At 44.7% G+C, this 22,274-nt stretch carries 18 protein-coding genes; 9 read left to right on the top strand and 9 right to left on the bottom strand.

Annotated features, from left to right (window positions below):
* The first annotated feature begins 10 nt into the window (after window positions 1-10).
* A complete protein-coding gene (locus AC1DU2_RS02190) occupies window positions 11-2,101 on the top strand; it encodes a PAS domain S-box protein (RefSeq protein ID WP_477382560.1) in 2,091 nt (696 codons plus the stop codon).
* Between the two features lie 143 nt (window positions 2,102-2,244).
* On the opposite strand, the gene AC1DU2_RS02185 is transcribed toward AC1DU2_RS02190, so the two are convergent.
* The 5 genes from AC1DU2_RS02185 to AC1DU2_RS02165 form a co-directional block, all read right to left on the bottom strand.
* On the bottom strand, window positions 2,245-4,515 hold the full coding sequence (locus tag AC1DU2_RS02185) for a Tex family protein (RefSeq protein WP_477382559.1): 2,271 nt from the start codon (window positions 4,513-4,515) through the stop codon (window positions 2,245-2,247).
* 178 nt (window positions 4,516-4,693) lie between these two features.
* Window positions 4,694-5,575, bottom strand: a complete 882-nt coding sequence (locus tag AC1DU2_RS02180; RefSeq protein WP_477382557.1) for a hypothetical protein — start codon at window positions 5,573-5,575, stop codon at window positions 4,694-4,696.
* The gene (locus tag AC1DU2_RS02175; RefSeq protein WP_477382556.1) at window positions 5,576-6,169 is read right to left on the bottom strand and encodes a hypothetical protein; all 594 of its coding nucleotides are present in this window, start codon (window positions 6,167-6,169) and stop codon (window positions 5,576-5,578) included.
* A gap of 2 nt (window positions 6,170-6,171) precedes the next feature.
* Entirely contained in the window at window positions 6,172-6,948 is a 777-nt protein-coding gene (locus AC1DU2_RS02170; RefSeq protein WP_477366865.1) for a GDSL-type esterase/lipase family protein, read from the bottom strand.
* A gap of 62 nt (window positions 6,949-7,010) precedes the next feature.
* The gene (locus AC1DU2_RS02165) at window positions 7,011-9,131 is read right to left on the bottom strand and encodes a prolyl oligopeptidase family serine peptidase (protein ID WP_477382555.1); all 2,121 of its coding nucleotides are present in this window, start codon (window positions 9,129-9,131) and stop codon (window positions 7,011-7,013) included.
* A gap of 328 nt (window positions 9,132-9,459) precedes the next feature.
* Here AC1DU2_RS02165 and AC1DU2_RS02160 point away from each other — a divergent pair, with 328 nt between their 5' ends.
* Window positions 9,460-10,212 carry a hypothetical protein gene (locus AC1DU2_RS02160; protein ID WP_477382554.1) on the top strand — a complete coding sequence of 251 codons (753 nt, stop codon included), beginning with the start codon at window positions 9,460-9,462 and terminating at the stop codon, window positions 10,210-10,212.
* Window positions 10,213-10,394: 182 nt separating this feature from the next.
* Here AC1DU2_RS02160 and AC1DU2_RS02155 read toward each other — a convergent pair whose 3' ends face one another.
* A complete protein-coding gene (locus tag AC1DU2_RS02155; protein WP_477382552.1) occupies window positions 10,395-10,760 on the bottom strand; it encodes a SnoaL-like domain-containing protein in 366 nt (121 codons plus the stop codon).
* A gap of 95 nt (window positions 10,761-10,855) precedes the next feature.
* On the opposite strand from AC1DU2_RS02155, the gene AC1DU2_RS02150 reads away from it, so the two are divergent.
* Complete coding sequence (locus AC1DU2_RS02150) at window positions 10,856-11,770, top strand: AraC family transcriptional regulator (protein ID WP_477382551.1); 915 nt, start codon at window positions 10,856-10,858, stop codon at window positions 11,768-11,770.
* A 57-nt stretch (window positions 11,771-11,827) separates the two neighbouring features.
* On the opposite strand, the gene AC1DU2_RS02145 is transcribed toward AC1DU2_RS02150, so the two are convergent.
* Together AC1DU2_RS02145 and AC1DU2_RS02140 are read right to left on the bottom strand one after the other, a co-directional pair.
* Entirely contained in the window at window positions 11,828-12,172 is a 345-nt protein-coding gene (locus tag AC1DU2_RS02145) for a hypothetical protein (protein WP_477366850.1), read from the bottom strand.
* 197 nt (window positions 12,173-12,369) lie between these two features.
* Window positions 12,370-12,594 (bottom strand): hypothetical protein, encoded by a 225-nt coding sequence (locus AC1DU2_RS02140; protein ID WP_477366847.1) that lies wholly within the window; start codon window positions 12,592-12,594, stop codon window positions 12,370-12,372.
* Window positions 12,595-12,827: 233 nt separating this feature from the next.
* Here AC1DU2_RS02140 and prfA point away from each other — a divergent pair, with 233 nt between their 5' ends.
* Both prfA and AC1DU2_RS02130 read left to right on the top strand, forming a co-directional pair.
* A complete protein-coding gene (gene prfA, locus AC1DU2_RS02135) occupies window positions 12,828-13,901 on the top strand; it encodes a peptide chain release factor 1 (RefSeq protein WP_477366844.1) in 1,074 nt (357 codons plus the stop codon).
* Window positions 13,902-14,035: 134 nt separating this feature from the next.
* Complete coding sequence (locus AC1DU2_RS02130; protein ID WP_477382549.1) at window positions 14,036-14,731, top strand: molybdopterin-dependent oxidoreductase; 696 nt, start codon at window positions 14,036-14,038, stop codon at window positions 14,729-14,731.
* 59 nt (window positions 14,732-14,790) lie between these two features.
* On the opposite strand, the gene AC1DU2_RS02125 is transcribed toward AC1DU2_RS02130, so the two are convergent.
* Entirely contained in the window at window positions 14,791-15,309 is a 519-nt protein-coding gene (locus AC1DU2_RS02125) for a hypothetical protein (protein WP_477382548.1), read from the bottom strand.
* A 525-nt stretch (window positions 15,310-15,834) separates the two neighbouring features.
* Here AC1DU2_RS02125 and AC1DU2_RS02120 point away from each other — a divergent pair.
* The 4 genes from AC1DU2_RS02120 to AC1DU2_RS02105 all read left to right on the top strand — a co-directional run bounded on the left by AC1DU2_RS02120 (window position 15,835) and on the right by AC1DU2_RS02105 (window position 22,260).
* Window positions 15,835-16,233 (top strand): hypothetical protein, encoded by a 399-nt coding sequence (locus AC1DU2_RS02120; RefSeq protein WP_477382547.1) that lies wholly within the window; start codon window positions 15,835-15,837, stop codon window positions 16,231-16,233.
* A 117-nt stretch (window positions 16,234-16,350) separates the two neighbouring features.
* Window positions 16,351-17,490, top strand: coding sequence for an efflux RND transporter periplasmic adaptor subunit (locus AC1DU2_RS02115; protein ID WP_477382546.1), 1,140 nt, complete (start codon window positions 16,351-16,353; stop codon window positions 17,488-17,490).
* A 145-nt stretch (window positions 17,491-17,635) separates the two neighbouring features.
* Complete coding sequence (locus tag AC1DU2_RS02110; protein ID WP_477382545.1) at window positions 17,636-20,800, top strand: efflux RND transporter permease subunit; 3,165 nt, start codon at window positions 17,636-17,638, stop codon at window positions 20,798-20,800.
* Window positions 20,800-22,260 (top strand): TolC family protein, encoded by a 1,461-nt coding sequence (locus AC1DU2_RS02105; RefSeq protein WP_477382544.1) that lies wholly within the window; start codon window positions 20,800-20,802, stop codon window positions 22,258-22,260. The genes AC1DU2_RS02110 and AC1DU2_RS02105 overlap by 1 nt, the downstream gene beginning before the upstream one ends.
* Window positions 22,261-22,274: the final 14 nt, after the last annotated feature.

Raw genomic sequence — 22,274 nt, 5'->3', positions numbered from 1 at the left:
TATTTCAAGCATGCCGAACCATATCTACGCTGCCACAATCGATTGTATAATTATTTTTGATACCGATGAACAGAGATACCTTTTCATTAGCCCGGCTATAATTAATATTTTAGGCATTACCGCTGCGCAGCTGCTTGGCAACAACAGGCTGTGGCCGGATATGATAAGCGAAACGCAGCGCGTGGACATAGAAACTGCGGTTGCCAGCCTGGGTATAAATGACTCGGTTGAACTTAATTACCTTATTAATACACCGCAAAACACAACCAGGGGCATTGTTGATAAAAAGAGCCTTGTAATTGACGAGACTACCAATCATAAAGTTTTAGTAAGCACCATTAGTGCGCAAACACAGCTTACCGCCAGCGATGCCACAGAGGATAGCCTTTTTAGCGATTTGTTTTACAAAAACGCCAACCCGGTATGGATAGTTGATAAACAAACACTACGTTTTTTAAAAGTTAACCATGCTGCTATAGTGCATTATGGCTACACCGAAGATGAGTTTTTATTATTGACGCTTAGCGACATACGCCCGCCGGAGGAAATTGGGAGCTTAAAAACATATTTAAGCGAAAATGAAAACTTTGAAATAAGCGCCGACGATTTTAACCGGGCAGGTATATGGAAGCATTCAAACAAAAACGGCCAAATTATTTATGCCGACGTTAACTGGTTTGGTATAAAGTATAAAGGGCGCAATTGCATTTTATCAATTGCTACCGATGTTACCCCCAAGCTGCAATACCAGGACGAAGCCAGGCGCCGCGAGCAGTTTTTAAGCTCGCTGATTGATTCGCAAACCAATTTCTTGATAAGGATAGATACTAAGGGGTGCTATAGTTTTGTTAACAAACAGTTTTTAAAAACCTTTGGTTACAATGCAATCGAACTGATAGGACAACATTTTTCAATTACCACTATACCGCAGGAACTGCATTTGTGCGAAGAGGCATTTGTCAATTGTGTAAGCAACCCCGGCAAAATTGTAAAATTGCTGCACAAAAAACCGGATGTATGGGGCGGGCTTCATGATACCGATTGGGAGTTTATATCTATTACCAACGATAGCGGCCAGGTATGCGAGGTACAGGGAATAGGCCAGGATATTACCGCCAAACTTAAAATTGAACAGGAAATAAAAGAGGCCGCCGAAAAGCTGGATGCTTTTATTGAAAGTATAACCGATTCGTTTTTTATTATCGATAATGAATGGCGGTTTGTTAAGGTAAACTCGGCATTCGAAAAAATGACCAACACTCCGCGGGAGGAAATGCTGGGCAATGTGCTTTGGGACGTATACCCCGAAATTATGGATTCGGGCTTTGGCAAGGCATATTATGAGATGATTGAAAAGCGCGAGAGCGTAAAGTTTACCGAATATTTTGAACCGATTGACAAGTGGCTAAGCACATCGGCCTACCCATCTGCCGAAGGCATTACCATATACGTTAAAGATATCAGCGATGAGCGCAGGGCCCAGGAAGAAGCCCATTGGACAAAAACAAGCTTAGAGGCCCTGATAAACAACACGCATGACCATATTTGGTCGGTTGATAGGGAGATGCGGTATGTATATATGAATGATGCTTACATCAGGGAAACAACACATTTAACCGGGGTTGAACCTATGGCCGGGGAGCATTCATACCTGAATAAAGGCTATAGCGACGAGATACACAAACAGTGGATAGCCTATTATTCGCGGGCCTTACTTGGCGAACAATACACCATCACTAATGAAAGCATTGATCGGCAAACAAAAGCCCCATTATATTTTGAGGTAAGCTTCAACCCCATTTATACGCAACGGGGCGATATCATTGGAGTAGGTTGTTTTGCCCGCGATATTACCCGGCGCCTTAAAATTGAACAGGAACTGATTGATCAAAACGAGCGCTTACGAAATATTGCCTCGCTCAGTTCGCATGAAATAAGGCGGCCTGTTGCCAGTATGATGGGATTGATCAGCATCATGGATAAAGAAAACTTTTTTAACCCCGAAAACGAACAAATCATTCAGCACCTGTTCACCGTAAGTGCCGAAATTGATGACGTTATCCGCTTAATTGTAGATAGTACTTTTACCAGCCACGGCTAAGTTCTTAAATTGAATTGCACTAACCTGGTTATCTCAAACGCGACAAATTCCCTAATGGCTACTCGCGGTAGCTCCCTCTCCTGGCTTTTACTTTAAAAGCCCTTTTTGCCGTCGCGAAACAGCAAAAAGGGGGGAAGACTGCTTTACTTAAACTTGTTTTTTAATGCCGCCAGTTTAATGGCGATGTCCGTCTCTGGGGCTTCCTGTGGTTTCCTGTTGAAATTGGGCTTGTTGTTTCCGCCGGCCGGTCTTCTGTCATCATTCCTTCTGGCCGTTGGCTCGCTTTTATCGTTTTCTTTCATCGATAAGGCAATCCGCTTGCGGTTAACGTCAACCTCGGTTACGGTTACTTCAACCTTCTGGTGAACTTTCAACACTTCGTTAGGATCTTTAATAAAGCGGTTGGTAATCTGGCTTAGGTGTACCAATCCGTCCTGGTGAACGCCGATATCAACAAAGGCGCCAAAGTTGGTAATGTTGGTGACGATGCCGGGTAGCTTCATGCCCACTTTAAGGTCGCCAATTGCATTTACACCATCGGTAAAGCTAAAGGCTTCAAACTGTTCGCGCGGGTCGCGACCGGGTTTGGCCAGCTCGGCCATAATATCGTTCAGCGTTGGTAATCCCACTGTTTCCGATGTATATTTTTGCAGCGGAATGCTTCTGCGGATAGCGGCATCGCCCATCAAATCTTTCACTGTGCACTTCATGTCTTTAGCAATTTGCTCCAGCAAGCTATAGCGTTCGGGGTGTACCGCACTTGAATCCAGCGGGTTTTCGGCATGGTGGATGCGCAGGAAACCTGCCGCTTGTTCAAACGCTTTTTCGCCCAGGCGGGGTACTTTTTTAAGCTGATCGCGGCGTTTAAAAGCCCCGTTCTGGTCGCGGTAATCCACAATGTTTTGTGCCAACTGTGGGCCCAGGCCCGATACATAGGCTAAAATTTGTTTTGAAGCGGTGTTCAGTTCTACACCAACCGCATTCACGCAACTCATCACGGTATCATCCAGCGAGGTTTGCAGCTTATTCTGATCCACATCATGCTGGTATTGGCCTACACCGATTGATTTTGGGTCAATCTTCACCAACTCGGCCAACGGATCCATCAAACGGCGGCCTATAGATACGGCGCCCCTTACGGTAATATCTTTATCCGGAAACTCTTCCCTGGCTACATCAGATGCAGAGTAGATAGAAGCTCCACTTTCGTTCACCATTACGATGGCTACGCCGGGCAGGTTAAGGTTACGCACAAAAAGCTCCGTTTCACGACCGGCGGTGCCGTTGCCTATGGCAATGGCCTCAATTTTATACCTATCAAATAAATACTGAACTGTCTTTTCTGCCTCACGCGCCTGCCCGGCCCCGGTATGCGGGTAAATAGCGGTATTCTCCAATAATTTACCCTGTTCATCCAAACAAACCAGCTTACAGCCGGTACGGAAACCAGGGTCAATAGCCATAACCCGTTTTTGGCCAAGCGGAGCACTTAAAAGCAACTGACGTGCATTTTCGGCAAATACACGGATAGCTTCTTCATCGGCTTTCTTTTTGGTAAACAGGCGTACTTCTGTTTCCATCGATGGCTTCAGCAGGCGTTTGTAACCATCGGCAATGGCTTGTTTCACCTGGTCGGCAGATGGGTTGTTAGCCTTTACAAAGCTATCTTCCAGCGCGGCAATGGCTTCTTCTTCCACTGGTTTTATATCCAGCCAAAGAATTTCCTCTTTTTCGCCGCGGCGCATGGCCAATATGCGGTGCGACGGGGCCGACTTTACCGGTTCGGTCCAGTCAAAATAATCTTTATACTTAATACCTTCTACCTCTTTACCATCAATTACTTTGGATTGAAAAGTACCTTTCTCTATAAAAAGCTCGCGAATGCGGGTTCGCACTTCGGCATTTTCGCTAATGGTTTCGGCAATAATGTCCCTTGCGCCGGCCAATGCTTCTTCAATACTGTTAACGCCTTTTTCGGCATCAATAAAAACAGCGGCTTCTGTTTGCAGGTCGGCTTTGCGTTGTTCAAGCAACAAATCGGCCAGGGGTTGTAAACCTTTCTCGCGGGCCGCGGTAGCGCGGGTTTTGCGTTTGGGGCGATAGGGCAGGTAGATATCCTCCAGCGAAACCATGGTTTCGGCTTCGTTTATTTGTTTTTCCAGTTCGGGCGTTAGTTTGCCCATATCGGTAAGCGACTTCAGGATCGCTTCGCGTCGTTTATCCAGGTCGCGCAGTTGCTGGGCGCGGTCACGTATCTCGGCCACCTGCACCTCGTCGAGCGTGCCGGTAACCTCTTTGCGGTAGCGGGAAATAAACGGTACTGTTGCTCCTTCATCAAGTAATGCCATTGTTGCACTTACCTGTTTTTCGGATATGGAAAGCTCGGAAGCTATTTTTTTAGAATGCGATATCATACATCAAATTTCGGACTGCGAAGTTGAGAGAATAGCCTTACAATTCAAAAAAAGATTGTTAACAAATAGGGGAAAGGTTAAGGGTGAAAGGTAAAAGGCGGGATGCAACAACTTCAAAGCATAAACCGGCGAAGAGCCTTGTGTTGAAATAGCGATCGAGCTTGCGAAGTAAAAAAAGTCACCAGCCCGATACCAATAAATTGGTTGCGGCATTCACGCTGCATTTTTGATACTTTACGTAGGCAGATACGGATCTTGTCCTGATTGCTTCATTTGATTCATTTTTAATGTACCCGGCAATGGCATCGTGTAAAGTGTAGGCCTCGGGACACATCAGGCCGGTTGTCCAAACCAGGGGGGTAGTTTTGGCCTGGATAATAAAGCCGCTAAAGTATTTTTTGCTGATGCAGGCCAGTATTATACAATCCCGGGTTTTGCCATCAACGTTTTTAAACTTATTAGGCAGCCCGAAATCCATCAGCCCATCGTGCCCTATATAAGCCAGTAATTGGGCGTTGCCATCAATTCCTATCACTTGTTTTTTATAACGAATGGTATCCTTTAACTGCCCGGCACAACTAAACAAAAAGTCCTCGGTTGTTTTTTCAATGGCTTGCCCGTCCCAGGCATCGGCAACCAGGAAAACGTTTTGGGTGCGGTGTTTAAATATCAGCCGCTCTATGATCATCTTTTTGCCCTTTTGTTTTTTAACCAGCTGCCAATCTTTGCTTCGTTTAAAATAGGTGCGCACGCCGTTATCGCATCCCCAGTACAAATTGGTTTCGGGATCTTGTCCGTTGCCTATTTTGGGCGGTACGGGTACTATCCCCTGGTATTTATTATCGCATAAGGCAACAAAAACATGGATTACTTTAAACGAGGGGTTAGTGTAGAATATGTTTTTAATTTGTGGCCCGACTGGAGGTGTTAATGAAGATATATGATCTGCCGGCTTTGGTTTGCACGCAAAAATAAGGAGGCATATGGCAATAATGTAAATGATGGATTTTCGGCAACTCATGGTACGGTACACTAAAACGATATATTTAAGCCTCAGCATTTATACATAAGTACTAATCCGATGTGGAATTTTATAGCTGATACATCTTTCTTTCTTTAAAAACTTTAGCCCGGTACTTAAAACCGAGGTGTTTAACAATTGGTCGGTTGTTTCATTTAAAGTACTCAGGTGAATATTGCCGTAATGGCATATACTCATGATAACGTTAAATTGCGCGTCACTAAAATGCGGGGAAAATACTACGCCGTTACATCGCACCAACCAAAACAGGTGCTTCAAAAAAACAGAAAAGTTAATTTTATTAACGTTAATAGCCCCGTTAAAGCTTTTACTAATATTCTGTTGAACCAAATAATCCAAACCTTGCTTAACGGGCTTATAATCATGATCACGAAATAGCCATGGCGATGTGGTATCGCCTAAAAAGAACATCTCCTGAAAACCCATGCCTTTGATTAAGGCAGTAGTTCCGGCCGAAACATTGTTGCACAAGCCTATGGTCGACCGGCTTTCGGCATACAGTATATAGCTGTTGTACGTTTCGGGGAAGAAATATTTATTGCGGTACGGGCTCGCCACCGCAAAGTTTGGATAGTTTTTCAAAAAGCGCTTCCGCGAAACCTTTTTTATCATACCTATTCCTCAAAGTTTTTCCTTACTACTTTTTCAATCGCCTTACCCCAAAATTCGCCCAAAGCAATGGCTCCCGCTTTATTGGGATGCAGGTAAAATATACCTTGCTTCCCATTTTCGGGAATCAGCAACGTAAGGTGACGTTTCTTAAAATATTTGAATGCTTTTTTATCGCCGGTAAAAACATGTTTAGGATTAATGGCGCCGTAGCTTTGGGTAAGGCTATCTAATTTAGGCACATAACTTTGTAATCTCGATAGCCCCTCCTGCAGGTACCTGGCTCCGTTTTGGGTGTTGGGGCTGTACCAAGTGGGGTGCTGTAATATGACAACAGCCGCCGGGAAATCCGTAAGCAATTTATCGATAATGGTTTTTACATTTTGGATATAATCGTCTGGAGATACGGGCGCACCATGAGGCCCCTGGATGGCGCTATCATTAGTGCCCAGCTTAACCGAAAATATCAGTAACGCATTTTTATCAGTAAATGCACCGGCCGCTTCCTCTACTTTGGTGAAGGTGTTAGTTCCCGGCAAAAAATCAAGGGTGGTGTAGCCGCTGTGGCCCTGGTTGCTAAACTCAACGGCGCCTAAATCTTTTTGTTGACGCAGATACGCAATAGCCGTAGCCGGCGGGGCATCTTCAGGCGTAGCCAGCTGAACGCCCTGTGTTATACTGTTACCAATAAATACAATGTTAAGGTTGGGCTTTTTATCTTGGGCAAAACAGAACGATCCTCTAAATAGAAAAACGGCGACAAACAAAAAATAACGCTTCATATATTAATTTACCTCAAATGCCACCAGGGCTTCTTCCAACTCTTCACCAATGAACCAATGAACTACCACCTCACGCCTAAGTTCCAAAACATAAAGGCCCATTTATCAACCTGCCCGCTTATTACCTGCGCAGTGGATTGGCCTGCACCATGACCGGCGTTGGTTTCAATGCGAATAAGTACCGGCTCGGGGCCTTTTTGATATTCCTGCAGCCGCGAGCCAAACTTAAAGGAATGGGCCGGTACAACACGGTCGTCATGGTCGGCCGTGGTAACCATTGTTGCCGGGTATTCACGTGGCGTAAGGGCGTGGTAGGGCGAGTATTTGTACAAGTAGTCAAACATTTCCTTCGAGTCTTCTGCTGTGCCATAATCATAGCTCCAGCCCGCTCCGGCTGTAAATTTATTGTAACGCAGCATATCCATAACGCCTACGGCCGGGAAAGCTACCTTAAACAAATCGGGCCGCTGGGTAAGCATAGCCCCGATGAGCAGGCCACCGTTTGAGCCGCCGGACACCGCCAGGTGCTCTTTAGACGTGTATTTGTTTTTGATAAGGTATTCGGCAGCTGCAATAAAATCGTCAAAAACGTTTTGTTTTTTCATTTTGATGCCCTTTTTATGCCAGGTTTCGCCGTACTCGCCACCCCCGCGCAAATTTGGCACCGCGTAAATACCGCCATGCTCTAACAATATAATATTCGACGTGCTGAACGCCGGAGTTAAACTCACGCCGAAACCGCCATAGGCATATAACATTAAAGGATTCTGGCCATTTAGCACCGTACCTTTTTTATAGGTGATGATCATCGGGATTTTGGTTTTATCCTTCGATGCGTAAAACACCTGTTTCGATTCGTACTGTTCGGGATCAAACTGTACGCCCGATTTTTTATAGATACTTGATTGCCCGGTAGCTATATCCAGCTTAAAAATAGTTGGCGGGTATATGTAGCTGGTAAAAGTATAATAGGTTTCCTTGTCCTCTTTTTTGGCTGCAAAGCCACCCGCAGTACCAACCGATGGTAGGGTGATGGTTCGTTCCAGCTTGCCATCCATACTGTATTGTTGTACAAAGGAGGTCGCATCTTTCAGGTATTCGGCAAAAATTTTGCCCCCGGCAGTACTTGTCGTTAAAACATTTTTTGTTTCGGGTATCAAATCCTTCCAATGGGTTACGCCAGGAGTTGCGGCATCAACGGTAACTATTTTAAAATTTGGCGAATAAATATTGGTCAGGATATACAGCTTGCTGCCCACATTGTCCAATACATTATGCTGGTTATCAAAATTATCAACCACGGTAACTATAGGGCTATCGGCCTTGCTCAAATCCTGAATGTACAACTCATTGCCGGTGGTTGATGTGGCAGCGGTTATCACCAAAAAGCGTTCATCCTCGGTAAGGTAAGCGCCAATGTAGCGGCGTTTGGTTTTCTCGCCGCCAAATGTCAGCTTATCGGTACTTTGCGGCGTGCCCAGTTTGTGGTAAAATAACTTGTGGTACTGTGTTAGGCCAGAAAGCTGGCTGCCTGCTTTTGGCTTGTCATAGCTGCTGTAATAAAAACCATCGGTGCCTTTCCAGGCCAGGCCGCTAAATTTTACATCAATAAGGGTATCACCAACTACACTTTTATCGCTGGTTTTTATCACAATAACCTTGCGCCAGTCCGATCCGCCCTCCGAGATCTGGTAGGCTGCCAGCTCGCCGTTTTTGGTAAAATCTATACCCTGTAAAGATGTAGTGCCATCGGCCGAAAATTTATTAGGATCTAAAAATACCTCGGGCTTGCCACTATCGCCAATTTGCCTGTATAAAACCGCCTGGCTTTGCAGTCCGTCGTTTTTATAAAAATAAGTGTACTGCCCCTCTTTAAAAGGAGCGCTGTATTTCTCGTAGTTCCACAATGTTTCCAACTGTTTGCGGATGTCTTCGCGATAGGGTATCTGCTTCAGGTAATCCTGGGTAACTTTGTTTTCTTCTTTTACCCATGCCTTTGTATCTGTCGCCTGGTCGTTTTCCAGCCAGCGATAGGGGTCGGGCACCTGGGTACCAAAGTATGTATCAACGGTATCAACCTTTTTTGTTTTGGGATATGGTAGTGTTTTAATAGTCATTTGTTGCGCGTGGGAATAGCTGTAAAATAAAACAGCTAATGCAAGTAAGCAGGGTGTTCTTTTCATCTCCATTTAAATTACAGGGAACTAAAGATAGTGATTTGCACAACACAGGCACAAATGATTTAGGCCATTAAAGGTTAAAAGTTGTTAATTTTGCCCTTTGCTGCTGTTTAATTGACCGGGGCAAGCTATATTAGCGCCCTGTAACTAAAAGCGGCTGTAGCTGTTGCCTTAACCGCGTTTGCGCGAATATGGCGTGTATATTATCTGCTGATGCCCGTTTTTTAACATAAGTGCCATTGGCTATAATAATGCACTTTTTTAGGCGTTTGCTAAACCAAATAAGCAGGGTTTTGGCAAACCAGATTTATTTTATTAGGACTATTACAACATGAAACAAACTTTTACATTATTGGCTGCAGCTTTTTTTATGCTGATGGCATTTAAATCAAATGCGCAGGATGTGCAGGATGACGAAACGGTTTCCGAAAAATCTAAAAGTTATTTAAGCCTGGGATTTGGCCAGTCAAGGCCTTATGGCGATTTTAAATCAACCGATTACAGCAACAACAAATCGGGTTTTGCCAAAAAAGGCCTGGTATATTCTTTAGATGGTGCACATTACTTTTTTAAGCGCGCAGCATTAGGATATACTGTAACCTACCAGGACCAGGGTAACCTAACTTATGATGATGACCAAAAGATTTCGCAGGGGTATACGGACAGTTATGTAGCCGATGGATCGATAGTTACTGCCAACAAACGCTACCGCAGCCTTAATATATTATTGGGCCCGCAATACACCGTTGTATGGCATGCATTTTCGTTCGACTTCAGAGCTTCTGCCGGCGCAATAAAAAGCTTCGCCACACCTACCGTTGCTGTGCAGATACAGGGGGTTGATGCGCAAACAGGCGAGTTTTTTCAACATAGTTCAACTAAATTTGCTTTTGCTTATGGCGGCAGCGCGGCCATCCGCTTAAATACAGGCGCAGGATGGGGTTTATTCCTGAAAGCTAACTATGTTAACTCTGCCGGACCAAAAATCACTTACACCGACCGTCCCCTTGTATTGGGCCGCACGGTTACTAACCAGGCCATGACCGAGGGACAGGCCATTTTTGGTTTATATAAAGAGTTTTAAAGAAGAATCAAGAGATTAGAGTCAAGAATTAAGACAGAATAAAAAGGGATGTTTCATTAGGTTGAAACGTCCCTTTTTATTTAGCGTGGTATTTACGGCTTTAATACAAAGACACCGGGACGCGAAGTAATTCTTAATTTTTCTTTGCGTCCTGGCGTCTTTATGCGATGAAATTAAGCGATTTAATAAAAAAACGTTTCGGATATTATCTTATCATCCTTTACGCCAAAAACGGCTATTTCTGCCAATTGTAGCCTTTGGCCATTTTTCAGCGTCATGTCCCGGCCCATGGCTACGCTAAAAAAGTTGCCGCCCACCACTGGCTGGCTGCAAAAAAAGCTGTGTACTTCGGCTATAAGTTCCTGCCTGGCTTTTGATTTTGCCAAAACCGCCTCAATACCCTTAGTAACGGTGGGCACGCCCATGGCCAAAGCATGTTCCGGTTCGGTACAAACTATATCGGCACTATACAATTGTTCGTAAATCTCTGTTACTTTCCGTTGTTGAAAAAGTTCATTGTAGCTATCAGCTAATTCCTGTGTTGTCATTTTTTTTCTGATTTTGATAATACAAAATTAACTTGCCATGCAATACTAAAAGCATTAAATAGTGCTATATATTTGCTTAATCGTATCAATTTACAATGGACGCTTTAAGTACAATATTAGATGCAACCAGCCTGCGGAGTGTTGTTTACAGCAAAATCCCGCTTTCGGCCCCATGGGGACTGGATATCATTAAAGACGATAATTCGCAATTCTGGCGGTTGGTGAGCGGCAGTTGCAGCATTGGCACACCCGACGGCCGTATAATAGAAATGAACGAAGGCGACCTTGTATTTGTGCCTCATGGTAGTGCCCATTGGATAGCCGATAACCCAACAAGCCTGCGTATGCCATCGCCGGAATTTGTGAAGGCCCGCAGGGCGGGAATACCTGTTTTTAATAGCGGGGGCGATGTAACCACCCTGATAGCCGGCCATTTTGAATTTGATTACCAGGCCCTACATCCCTTTTTAAAGGATTTGCCGGCAGTTATTCATATCAGGCAATATGTGACCGAAAACCAGCTGCTGGTAAAGCAGGTTGCACAGTTAATGCTGAACGAACTCAATAACGAGAAGCCGGGGAGCAGGATAATGCTGAAGTGCTTATCCGAAATTATGTTCGTGAATATCATCAGGGCGTATTTAGAACAGGATGCACCCCAAAGTGGCTTTCTTTCGGCATTAAACAAACCAAGGATCAGCAAGGCGCTGACACTGATGCAGGACTCGCCCCAAAACAATTGGACGCTGGATTCTCTTGCACTGGAGGTTGGGATGTCGCGGTCTGTTTTCTTTAACCAGTTTAAAAAATTAGTGTACGAAACGCCGTTAAGCTACCTTACCAACTGGCGTATAAGACAAGCTCAAAAGTTGTTACTGATGGATAAGAACAATGTAGCCGAAATTGCGGCAAACGTGGGGTATCAATCAGAGGCAGCCTTCAACCGTGTATTTAAATTAAAAACCGGGCAAACGCCCGCGGCCTACCGGCGAAGTAAGCTTCACCGGTAAATTTTTTCCGCCATGCTTTTTTTCTTAACTCTTGATTCTAATTTCTTGATTCTTGCACTAATGCACTTCAATTTGCTCCGGGCGGCTGGCCACTACTTCGGGCTGCTCTTTAAACATTTCGAAAACGCCGGTAACACAAATCGCCTTGCGCTTAATATTCGGGAGGTCTAACGTTACTTTATTACCCTTTATGGCGATGGTGTATTTTTGATGCGGATAAGTACCTCCCATGTTAAGCAGGGTAAGTGTATCGCTCACTATTTTGAGCGAATAAACGGTATCGCATAACGTGCCGGTTTTGCCCAGGCCGGCCTTAAAGTCAGCAGCGTTGAATTTATTTTGCGCTTTTACCGTGCCTGCTAAAGCAGTTGCCATCAAAGCGGTTAATATCAGTTTTTTCATATAAACACTAATTTCACGAATGTTTCGAAATAGCACGAATACCGGCCTGGCGACTTAAAAATTATAAGGACACTAATTTCACAAACAGCGCCTAATCAAAATTCGTGAAATTCGATACAATTGCTAAACACCCTGCAAGTATTCGTGCTTATTTAAATTCGATCTTACTGGTAAAGCACCTGCGGTAATTCGAATGCTTATTCTTCTTCGTCCTCATCAACGTCCGGCGTCAAGCCATCGTCTACATTTAAGGTAAAAGCCGATTCGGAGGCGCGGGTGGCAGCTTCTAAAGCGGCAATATCTGCAACGTCAGTATCCAGGCGTTCGTTACCTGTGTCCTGGCCTTCGTTTTGTTCGTATTCGTTGCCTGGATCTTTTTCGTCCTGGTTGTCGTCAAGATTGGGATTTTCTGGAAGTGGCATAATGTGGTTGATTTTTATTGAGTAACAGTATTAACACTCATTAGGTTTTAAATTAAAGCTACATAAATAGCTGCCAAAACAACTTACAATCCGCTGAAATAATATATCCCCGAAAATACGTATTTTTGTGCGTTTTTTGAAGCAAGCCTGTAAACCGACCGAAACGTAACGCCTTTTGTAGCCGGACCATCATCAAGCAAAGCTGCTTTGATTAGCTTTTGAATATACCGAGTATGTTAGAGAAATTAGAACTGATATTTCAACGCTGGAAAACCGTTGAAGGCGAATTAAGCAATCCTGAAGTAATGCAGGATATGAAACGCTATGCCCAGCTGAACAAAGAATATAAAGACCTTGCTAAAATTGTTGACGAGTATAACATATACCGTAACATTATGAGCAATATTGATAGCAATAAAGATATCCTGGCTACCGAAAAAGACGAAGAGTTTCGGGAAATGGCCAAAATGGAACTGGATGAATTGCTTGCCAAACAGGAAGAAATTGAGGAAGTTATCCGCCTGATGCTGATCCCTAAAGATCCGGAAGACAGTAAAAACGCGATGGTAGAAATTCGTGGCGGTACCGGTGGAGATGAAGCCGCTTTATTTGCCGGCGACCTTTACCGTATGTACATGCGCTATTGCGAAAAACGCGGCTGGAAAACCGAGCTGGTTGACTATACCGAAGGCACCAGCGGCGGCTATAAGGAAATTGTATTTAACGTAATAGCCGAAGACGCTTACGGTACCTTAAAATATGAATCGGGCGTACATCGGGTTCAACGTGTTCCTGATACTGAAACCCAGGGCCGCGTACACACTTCGGCCGCATCGGTTGTGGTATTACCCGAGGTTGATGAGTTTGATATCGACCTGCAGGTGAGCGATATCCGCAAGGATTTATTCTGCGCGTCGGGCCCGGGCGGTCAATCGGTAAATACCACCTACTCGGCCGTAAGGTTAACCCACTTGCCCACTGGTATTGTGGCGCAGTGCCAGGACCAAAAATCGCAATTAAAAAATTACGATAAAGCATTACAGGTATTACGTTCTCGCGTGTACGAAATGGAGCTGCAAAAGCACCTGGAAGAAACATCCAAAAAGCGCAAAACCATGGTATCAACCGGCGACAGGTCGGCCAAGGTACGTACCTACAACTACCCGCAGGGGCGTTTAACAGAACACCGCATCGGCCTTACCATATACAACCTGCCCGGCGTATTAAATGGCGATTTACAGGAGATAATGGAAGCTTTACAATTTGCAGAAAATGCAGAGAAACTAAAAGAGGGAACCGTAGTTTAAGGTGAAAGGAGAAAGGTCAAAGGCAAAAGGTTTGCCTTAAATAATATCAAAAGGCTTTTAGCAGTATGCTAAAGGCCTTTCTTTTTTTGTTGAACTTTTTGGGCTTTTCGCTATCTTTAGTAAACACTACAACTATGGACGAACCAGAAAAACTCGATCGTATTATTGAAGCCCGCATGAAACTTAAAGCCAGGTTTGAGGAAAAGATGAAGCTTACACCATCAGTAGCCGACGACAAACCCCGCGGTACCGGTGCACCAAACAGGCATGGCATGCCGGCTATACCCATAGGTCAAACAGTTACTGTTAAATGGCCAGTGCTTGATTTGGGGTACCAACCCAATATACCAACCGAAAAATGGAGGCTGACTATTGACGGCGCAGTTGACAACCCGGTTAAGCTTACCTGGAAACAATTTTTAGATTTACCCCAAACCAAAGACACATCAGATTTTCATTGTGTAACCACCTGGTCCAAATTAAATATGCCCTGGAAGGGCGTAAGCCTGTTTAATATTGCAGCACTGGTGCACCCCAAAGAAAATGCCACTCATATTATGTGCTATGGGTATGACACTTATAGCACCAATATATCTTTAGAGGAGGCGTTAAAGCCCGATGTTTTACTGGTGCATACCTTTGAGGGGCAACCCTTGCCGATAGAACACGGCGGCCCTGTGCGCATGATTACACCCCAGCTTTATGCCTGGAAAGGCTCAAAGTGGATAAAACGGATTGAGTTTTTAACCGAAAACAAATTAGGTTTCTGGGAGGATCGTGGTTATTCAAACACGGCCTACCCCTGGCGAAACGATAGGTATAGCGATTAGCAGAAAGCTAACGTTTTGCAAAAAACAGCTTTCCGCCTTAAGCTTTTTGCTTTAAGCACCTACGGTTTCGCTGTAATTTTTGCCGATTGTTCCAGTTCGCTGCTTACCGAATCGTCAAAATACAGGCGGTAAATTACCCATTCGTTTTTGGGCTTGTAAAACATAAATGTAAACCGCAGGGGTTGGTTTTGATGCTTTACAAGATAGCTATATAATATAAGGCTATTGGATGCTTTACGCTGAACGATAAGATCTTTGCCGGTGTAAGCGCCGATGAGGCTTCGGGTAGTATCTATTTTTGAAATAAGCTTAACCAGGCTATTGGAATCAATAAGCGGATTGGTTTTAAATATATCAATCATTGCTTTTGTGGTACTCTCTTTATCGTAACTCCTGAAAAACTTTTCTATAAGGGTTGTAGGCGCTATAATTCCTGCTGCTATTGCCGTTTTCACGGCAGCCTCAGGTTTGGTTGTTGTAGCTGCGGGTTTGGTTTGTGCTGATATATTGTTGCCTAAAGCACCTGCAAACGCAATTAAAACTATAAGCCTTACGGCTTTAAAATGAGAGTTGAGCATACTGTTGGTATTTGTGTGCCTAAAATAGGTATTTTATACAAAAAGCCCCCTATTGGTTTGTTATATAAATACACTTGATGGCAAATTTATCAGCATTTATCAAGGTAGCTGAAATAGGATTTTATAAAAAACTATGCACATTAAGATAGTTACGGTAATATATACAATAAGGGAAATTGCTTTTAAAAACTTGATGCAGAAAGAAAGGTAACCGGGGGTAAGGGATGCATTTGAAGGTTTGTTATACAAATTAGCAGCAATATTTTATCTAAAATTCTTTTATGCCTCGCCTGGGGCTACCTATCTCAGTATTTATTACAATATATAAGGATGCTACGCTATAATGAGGCTACGCTACTATGAATTTATCCGGCGTATTTGCACAATAGTTGTAAAAAGCACAATTCTTTGCCATCAAAAGCTAAAATGCTAACAATCAAGCCAAAAAAATCAAAATAAATTCATTTTATATTCAATAAAATACAAAATCATTTGAAAAAATAATAATTATGTGCTAAATTCGCAATGATGGCACTCACAAAAAAAATATTCTTTGTATTATTTTTTTTCCAGCTTTCTACAGCTGCGGCTACCAATGCGGATACAATTTTAAAACATTATAACCGCTGGGGCTCAACAGCCGACGATATCTCCAGGCTGCACCACAACCTCATTAACATTGCCCAACAACAGGAACTAAGCGACGACTCGCCCGAATCGGGCAACAACTCCAGTAACCATGCGGGTGTTTACGTAAGGTTTGTCCACGTCCGTACAAACTATTCGGCAATTTTGCAGCCGGCCAATCAATCGTTGCCCGGCATTGTTACAAGCTTTATCAAGCAGGCACCCAAGCAAAACATTGTCAGGGAAGCCTTTCTTCCGACATATTATAGCTTCCTGTTCCGGCTAAGTCCCTTCTGATCTTTTTTCTGATACAATGCCCCCGCCGCGGTGCATTATAACCTCTATTTAAAACAATTAATAACATAGCCATTTTGGTACGTGAACGCTACCACTATGCTTAATGCTATCAGGAAAATGAAAACATTTAAAGTACTACTGCCCGTGCTGGCCATTATAACAGCCATATACGTCACGGGTTGCTCCTCCAAAGCACAAACCACACAAGACGAAGCCACCGACACCCTGCAACTACCTGTACTTACATTATCCACGCGCGATACGGTTATCCAAAAGCCATATGTTGCCAATATCCAGGCGTTAAAAAACATTGATATCCGTTCGCGCGTTCGTGGTTTTTTAGAAAAAGTATTTATCGACGAAGGAGCGTCGGTACAAAAAGGCCAGTTGCTTTTTAAACTCAACGACCAGGAGTTTAAAGTAAACCTCACCAAAGCCAAAGCAGCCCTAAGTAACGCTGTTGCCGATGCCAAGGCAACCGCCCTGGAGGTTGATCGCGTTAAAATGCTGGTTGATAAAAAAGTGATCTCCAAATCGGAACTGGAAGTGGCCGAATCAAAGCTGAGCGCGGATAAGGCGACCATTGAAGAGGCCCGCTCCATGGTGCAAAGCGCCGAAGACCAACTGGCCTATACCTACATTCATGCGCCTTTTGATGGCATTGTAGATAGGATCCCCCTTAAATCGGGCAGTTTGATTGATGAGGGCACATTGCTCACCAGCCTGTCTGATATCAGTTCGATGTACGCGTACTTCAGCTTCCCCGAAAATGAATACCTGCAATACGTTCGCAAACGCAAAACCGCTCCCGGCAAAACAAGCGACAAGGTGCGGCTGGTATTGGCCGATGGCCTCGACTTTCCATACGAGGGCGATATTGAAACCGTTGAAGCCGAAATTGAACAAAAAACTGGCTCTATCAATTTCAGGGCACGCTTCCCCAACCCGCAAAAGCTTCTGAGGCATGGCGCCACCGGCAAGCTGTTTATATCAACCAAGGCCGATAACGTGGTTATGGTGCCGCAACAATCAGTATTTGATATCCAGGATAAAAGTTACGTGTATTTAGTTGATAAAAACAACCAACTGCATATGCGCGCTTTTGTACCACAAACCCGTTTTTCTAACTATTACATTGTAAAAGAGGGTTTAAAGCCCGGCGACAAAATATTGCTGGAAGGCACCCAGAATGTACGCGACGGGATGATCATTAAACCAAGAAAACTCAGCAGGGATTCATTACTGGCCATGAAGTAATTTTTTAAATTTTAGTCTGAAGTCGCGAGCCTGAAGTTTTATACGCGAGGTTTTAGGCCTGAAACTATGGCTATGGGCTTTTTGACTCAAAACTTAAGACTTAAAACTCAAGACTTAGTTTATTGTATACAAACCCCAACGCGCTATGTTCGAAACATTTATAAAGCGACCGGTGCTGTCGCTTGTGATATCTTTAATAATAACCCTGCTGGGCGTGCTGGCATTAATTACTTTGCCGGTTACCCAGTTCCCTGATATTGTGCCGCCATCGGTAACCGTTACCGCCAACTATACGGGCGCCAATGCCGAGGTTTGCGCCAAGGCTGTGGCCACCCCGCTTGAACGCGCCATTAACGGTGTGCCTGGCATGACCTATATGACCACCGTTTGCAGCAACGACGGGCTTACGGTGATACAGATTTATTTTAACGTTGGGGTTGACCCCGACCAGGCTGCTGTAAACGTACAGGGCCGTGTTGCCACTATTATTGACGAGATGCCCGAAGAGGTGATTAAAGCCGGGGTAACCACCGAAAAAGAGGTAAACAGTATGCTGATGTACCTGAACATCATCAGCGAAGACCCCGGCATGGACGAGAAATTCATTTATAACTTTACCGACATCAACGTACTGCAGGAATTAAAACGTATTGACGGTGTTGGCCGTGCCGAAATTATGGGCGCCAAAGAATACTCTATGCGGGTTTGGTTAAAGCCCGATAGGATGATGGCTTACAAGGTATCTACCGATGATGTTATTGATGCTATCCGCGCGCAAAACGTGGAAGCAGCGCCGGGTAAAACCGGGCAAAGCTCAGATAAATCACCACAAATGCTGCAATACGTTTTGCGCTATCCGGGCAAATTTTTTGAACCCAAACAATATGAAAACATTGTTATCCGCGCCGAAGAAGGCGGATCTATATTAAAACTGAAAGAAATTGCCGATGTTGAATTTGGCTCGCTTACCTACAGCATGGTATCCAATACCGACGGCAAGCCATCAGCATCTATCATGATAAAACAACGCCCCGGCTCAAATGCCCGGGATGTTATCAACAACATTAAAACCCGCATGGCCGAGCTTAAGAAAAGCTCGTTCCCGGCCGGCATGAGTTTTAATGTAAATTACGATGTGTCGCGTTTTTTGGATGCATCTATCCATGAAGTGTTGCGCACTTTGGTAGAGGCTTTTATACTGGTATTTATTGTAGTGTTCATTTTCCTGCAGGATTTCCGCTCAACATTAATACCTGCTTTGGCTGTACCCGTGGCGCTTATTGGTTCGCTGTTTTTTATGCAGCTGCTGGGCTTCTCCATCAACCTGCTCACACTATTCGCGCTGGTGCTGGCTATTGGTATTGTGGTTGATAACGCCATTGTGGTGGTTGAGGCCGTGCACGTAAAAATGACCGAAGAGCATATGAACGCTATGGATGCCACCATACAGGCCATGAAAGAGATCAGCGGGGCTATTGTGGCCATTACTTTGGTAATGTCGGCAGTATTTGTGCCGGTGGCTTTTATGTCGGGCCCTGTTGGGGTATTTTACCGGCAGTTTTCGCTCACGCTGGCCATATCAATTGTGATATCAGGCGTAAACGCTTTAACACTTACCCCAGCACTTTGCGCCATAATGCTAAAGCATAACCCCGAGTCTAAAAAGAAGAACCTTACCCAACATTTTTTTACAGGCTTTAATAAACGTTATGACGGCCTGCAAAACAAGTACTCGGGCTTCATGACCTTCCTTTCGCCACGCAAAGGAATAACTATTGCCTTACTGATGGGCTTTTTTGTGCTTACCTGGGGCACCAGCGCCATATTACCAACAGGTTTTATCCCCACCGAAGACCAGGGGATGATTTACGTAAACGTAACCACGCCTGCCGGCGCAACAGTTGAACGTACCGAACAGGTTTTAAAAGAGATAGAAAGTAAAACCAAAAGCATCAAGGCAATTGAGTCGGTATCCACTTTATCGGGCTATAGTTTGGTTAACGAAATTGCGGGGGCATCCTACGGCATGGCCATGATTAACCTGAAACCATGGGATGAGCGCAAAGAATCGTTAGAGGAGATTATTGCCACGCTGACAGCGAAAACCAAAAACATAGGCGATGCATCTATCCAGTATTTTCCGCCGCCAACGGTGCCAGGCTTTGGCAACTCCAGCGGTTTCGAGATTAGGGTGCTTGACCGTACCGGCCAGGGCGATTTGCAAAAAGCAGCCAAAGTAACTAAGGATTTTGTGGATGCGCTAAATGCCTCGCCCGAAATTTCCGGCGCGTTTACCAGCTTCGACCCCAATTTTCCGCAGTACATGATCTCTGTAGATCAGCAAACGGCCGCTCAAAAGGGAATTACAGTTGATAAAGCGATGTCGACCCTGCAAACCTTAATGGGTAGTTTTTATGCATCCAACTTTATCCGCTTTGGACAAATGTATAAAGTGATGGTGCAAGCCGCACCGGAGTACCGCGCCCGGCCCGAGGATGTTTTAAACCTACAGGTTAAAAACGATAAGGGCGAAATGGTGCCCTTTTCCACCTTTGTTAAAATGGAAAAGGTTTTTGGCCCCGAGCAACTTACCCGCTACAACATGTACACGTCGGCCATGGTTACCGGCGATGCGGCTAAAGGTTTCAGCAGCGGCGATGCCAACGCCGCTATTGAACGGATAGCCAAACAAAAACTGCCCAAGGGCTACACCTTTGAGTGGTCGGGGATGACGAGGGAACAGATCTTATCGGGCAACCAGGCTATTTACATTTTTATCATCTGCTTAATATTTGTTTACCTGCTGCTGGCCGCGCAGTATGAAAGTTTTTTGCTGCCGCTACCCGTTATCCTATCGTTACCTACAGGTATTTTCGGCGCCTTTTTCTTTTTAAAGATATGTGGGTTGGAAAACAATATTTATGCGCAGGTAGCCTTGGTAATGCTTATTGGCTTGCTGGGCAAAAACGCCATCCTGATAGTAGAATTTGCCATTCAAAGGCAAAAAGAGGGGTTATCGATAGTTAAAGCCGCAATTGAAGGCGCAGTATCTCGCTTACGGCCCATCCTCATGACATCGCTGGCCTTTATTGCCGGTTTAATTCCATTATGTATTGCCGATGGTGCAGGGGCAATGGGCAACCGGTCAATAGGTACCGCGGCGGCAGGCGGAATGCTGATGGGCACCATCTTCGGTGTAATATTAATACCCGGCCTGTATGTAATATTTGCCGGAATAGCAGCGCGTAAACATAAAACGCCCGAAGAGCCGCTTACCGAAGTGCACCATGAAATGGAAATTGTTAACTAATGAAAAAGCTACTCATGCTAAAAAAAGCAAATTTATATATCCTGAATACCGCGTTTTTATTGATTTTAACGGCAGGCTGCAAAACGTACAAGCCTGTTACAGGTTCGGATGCGGCCGCAAATTTACCCGGCACATTTGGCAACAGCACGGATACTGTAACCATAGCAGCCTTACCCATCAGCCAGTTTTTTGCCGATCAAAAACTCATCAGCCTTATTGATACCGCGCTAAAGGCCAGCCCGGATATCCTTACGGCGTTGCAGCGGGTAGAAGCGTCGCGTGCCAATCTTAGGTTCAGCGCGTCGAAGCTATTGCCAACCGTTAACATAGCGGCCAATGCCGGGCTGGAAAAATATGGTGATTATACGCAGAACGGCGTTGGTAATTATGATACCAATTTTTCGCAAAACATTAACAGCAACCAGCATATCCCCAACCCAACGCCCAACTATTTCCTGGGTTTTCAAAGTTCATGGGAGGTTGACCTGTGGGGTAAATTAGGTAACCAAAAAAAGGCTGCCTTTGCCCGTTTCCTGGCCAGCCAAAGCGGGTACCGGTTAATTACAACCCAGCTTACGGCGCAAATAGCCGGGCTGTATTACCAGTTGCTGGCGCTTGATGCCGAGTTGGCTATCATCAAAAAAAACATAGCGCTCCAGGATAATGCATTGGAAATTGTAAAAATTCAAAAACTGGGCGGCCGGGCTACCGAGCTTGCCGTGCAGCAGTTTGAGGCCCAATTGGCGCGGACCAAAGGCCTGCAATACACAACCCTGCAGCAAATAACCGAAACCGAAAACCAGCTTAATTTTTTATCAGGCAGTTTTAGGGGGAAAATTACAAGGGATACCGCTATCATGAAAATTGCTTTACCGGTAATTATCGGGGCGGGCGTTCCGTCGCAGTTATTGCTTAACCGCCCCGATATCCGTGCTGCCGAGCTGGAACTCGCAGCCATGAATGCCGATATTAAAGCGGCCAGGGCCAGCTTTTTCCCTACACTTACCTTAACGCCATACGCGGGCTATAACAGCTTTAACGCGGGTTTACTATTCAACCCCGGCTCATTTACCTATGGATTGATTGATGGGCTTACAGCGCCTATATTTAACCGCAAGGGCATAAAGGCCGAGTATGAACGTACTATTGCCGAAGAAAAGATAGCGGTTTACAATTACCAGAAAACTATCCTATCCGGTTTCCAGGAGGTTAACAACAACCTGAGCGGCATCAGCAATTACAAACAGGCTTTTGAATTTAAACAACAGGAGCTGCAAGCGCTCAATAACGCCCTATCGGTAGCCAATGATCTTTACCTGGTTGGCCGCGCCAATTACCTGGAGATTATTACCGCCCAACGCAGCGTACTGGATGCCGAACTGGAACTAACCAACATTAAGCGAAATATATTTTTAAGTTCGGTAAATTTGTACCAGGCCGTAGGCGGGGGGTGGCGGTAGGCTATTTAACAATT

The organism is Mucilaginibacter sp. P4_C11, from assembly GCF_056402115.1.
Note: the sequence above shows the minus strand (reverse complement) of the source record. Positions and strands in the feature narration are given on the sequence as shown.

Coding starts and splice junctions, on each gene's coding strand:
- AC1DU2_RS02190 (WP_477382560.1), top strand. CDS start 11: ATGCCGAACCATATCTACGCTGCCACAATCGATTGTATAATTATTTTT.
- AC1DU2_RS02185 (WP_477382559.1), bottom strand. CDS start 4,515: ATGATATCGCATTCTAAAAAAATAGCTTCCGAGCTTTCCATATCCGAA.
- AC1DU2_RS02180 (WP_477382557.1), bottom strand. CDS start 5,575: ATGCTGAGGCTTAAATATATCGTTTTAGTGTACCGTACCATGAGTTGC.
- AC1DU2_RS02175 (WP_477382556.1), bottom strand. CDS start 6,169: ATGATAAAAAAGGTTTCGCGGAAGCGCTTTTTGAAAAACTATCCAAAC.
- AC1DU2_RS02170 (WP_477366865.1), bottom strand. CDS start 6,948: ATGAAGCGTTATTTTTTGTTTGTCGCCGTTTTTCTATTTAGAGGATCG.
- AC1DU2_RS02165 (WP_477382555.1), bottom strand. CDS start 9,131: ATGAAAAGAACACCCTGCTTACTTGCATTAGCTGTTTTATTTTACAGC.
- AC1DU2_RS02160 (WP_477382554.1), top strand. CDS start 9,460: ATGAAACAAACTTTTACATTATTGGCTGCAGCTTTTTTTATGCTGATG.
- AC1DU2_RS02155 (WP_477382552.1), bottom strand. CDS start 10,760: ATGACAACACAGGAATTAGCTGATAGCTACAATGAACTTTTTCAACAA.
- AC1DU2_RS02150 (WP_477382551.1), top strand. CDS start 10,856: ATGGACGCTTTAAGTACAATATTAGATGCAACCAGCCTGCGGAGTGTT.
- AC1DU2_RS02145 (WP_477366850.1), bottom strand. CDS start 12,172: ATGAAAAAACTGATATTAACCGCTTTGATGGCAACTGCTTTAGCAGGC.
- AC1DU2_RS02140 (WP_477366847.1), bottom strand. CDS start 12,594: ATGCCACTTCCAGAAAATCCCAATCTTGACGACAACCAGGACGAAAAA.
- prfA (WP_477366844.1), top strand. CDS start 12,828: ATGTTAGAGAAATTAGAACTGATATTTCAACGCTGGAAAACCGTTGAA.
- AC1DU2_RS02130 (WP_477382549.1), top strand. CDS start 14,036: ATGGACGAACCAGAAAAACTCGATCGTATTATTGAAGCCCGCATGAAA.
- AC1DU2_RS02125 (WP_477382548.1), bottom strand. CDS start 15,309: ATGCTCAACTCTCATTTTAAAGCCGTAAGGCTTATAGTTTTAATTGCG.
- AC1DU2_RS02120 (WP_477382547.1), top strand. CDS start 15,835: ATGATGGCACTCACAAAAAAAATATTCTTTGTATTATTTTTTTTCCAG.
- AC1DU2_RS02115 (WP_477382546.1), top strand. CDS start 16,351: ATGAAAACATTTAAAGTACTACTGCCCGTGCTGGCCATTATAACAGCC.
- AC1DU2_RS02110 (WP_477382545.1), top strand. CDS start 17,636: ATGTTCGAAACATTTATAAAGCGACCGGTGCTGTCGCTTGTGATATCT.
- AC1DU2_RS02105 (WP_477382544.1), top strand. CDS start 20,800: ATGAAAAAGCTACTCATGCTAAAAAAAGCAAATTTATATATCCTGAAT.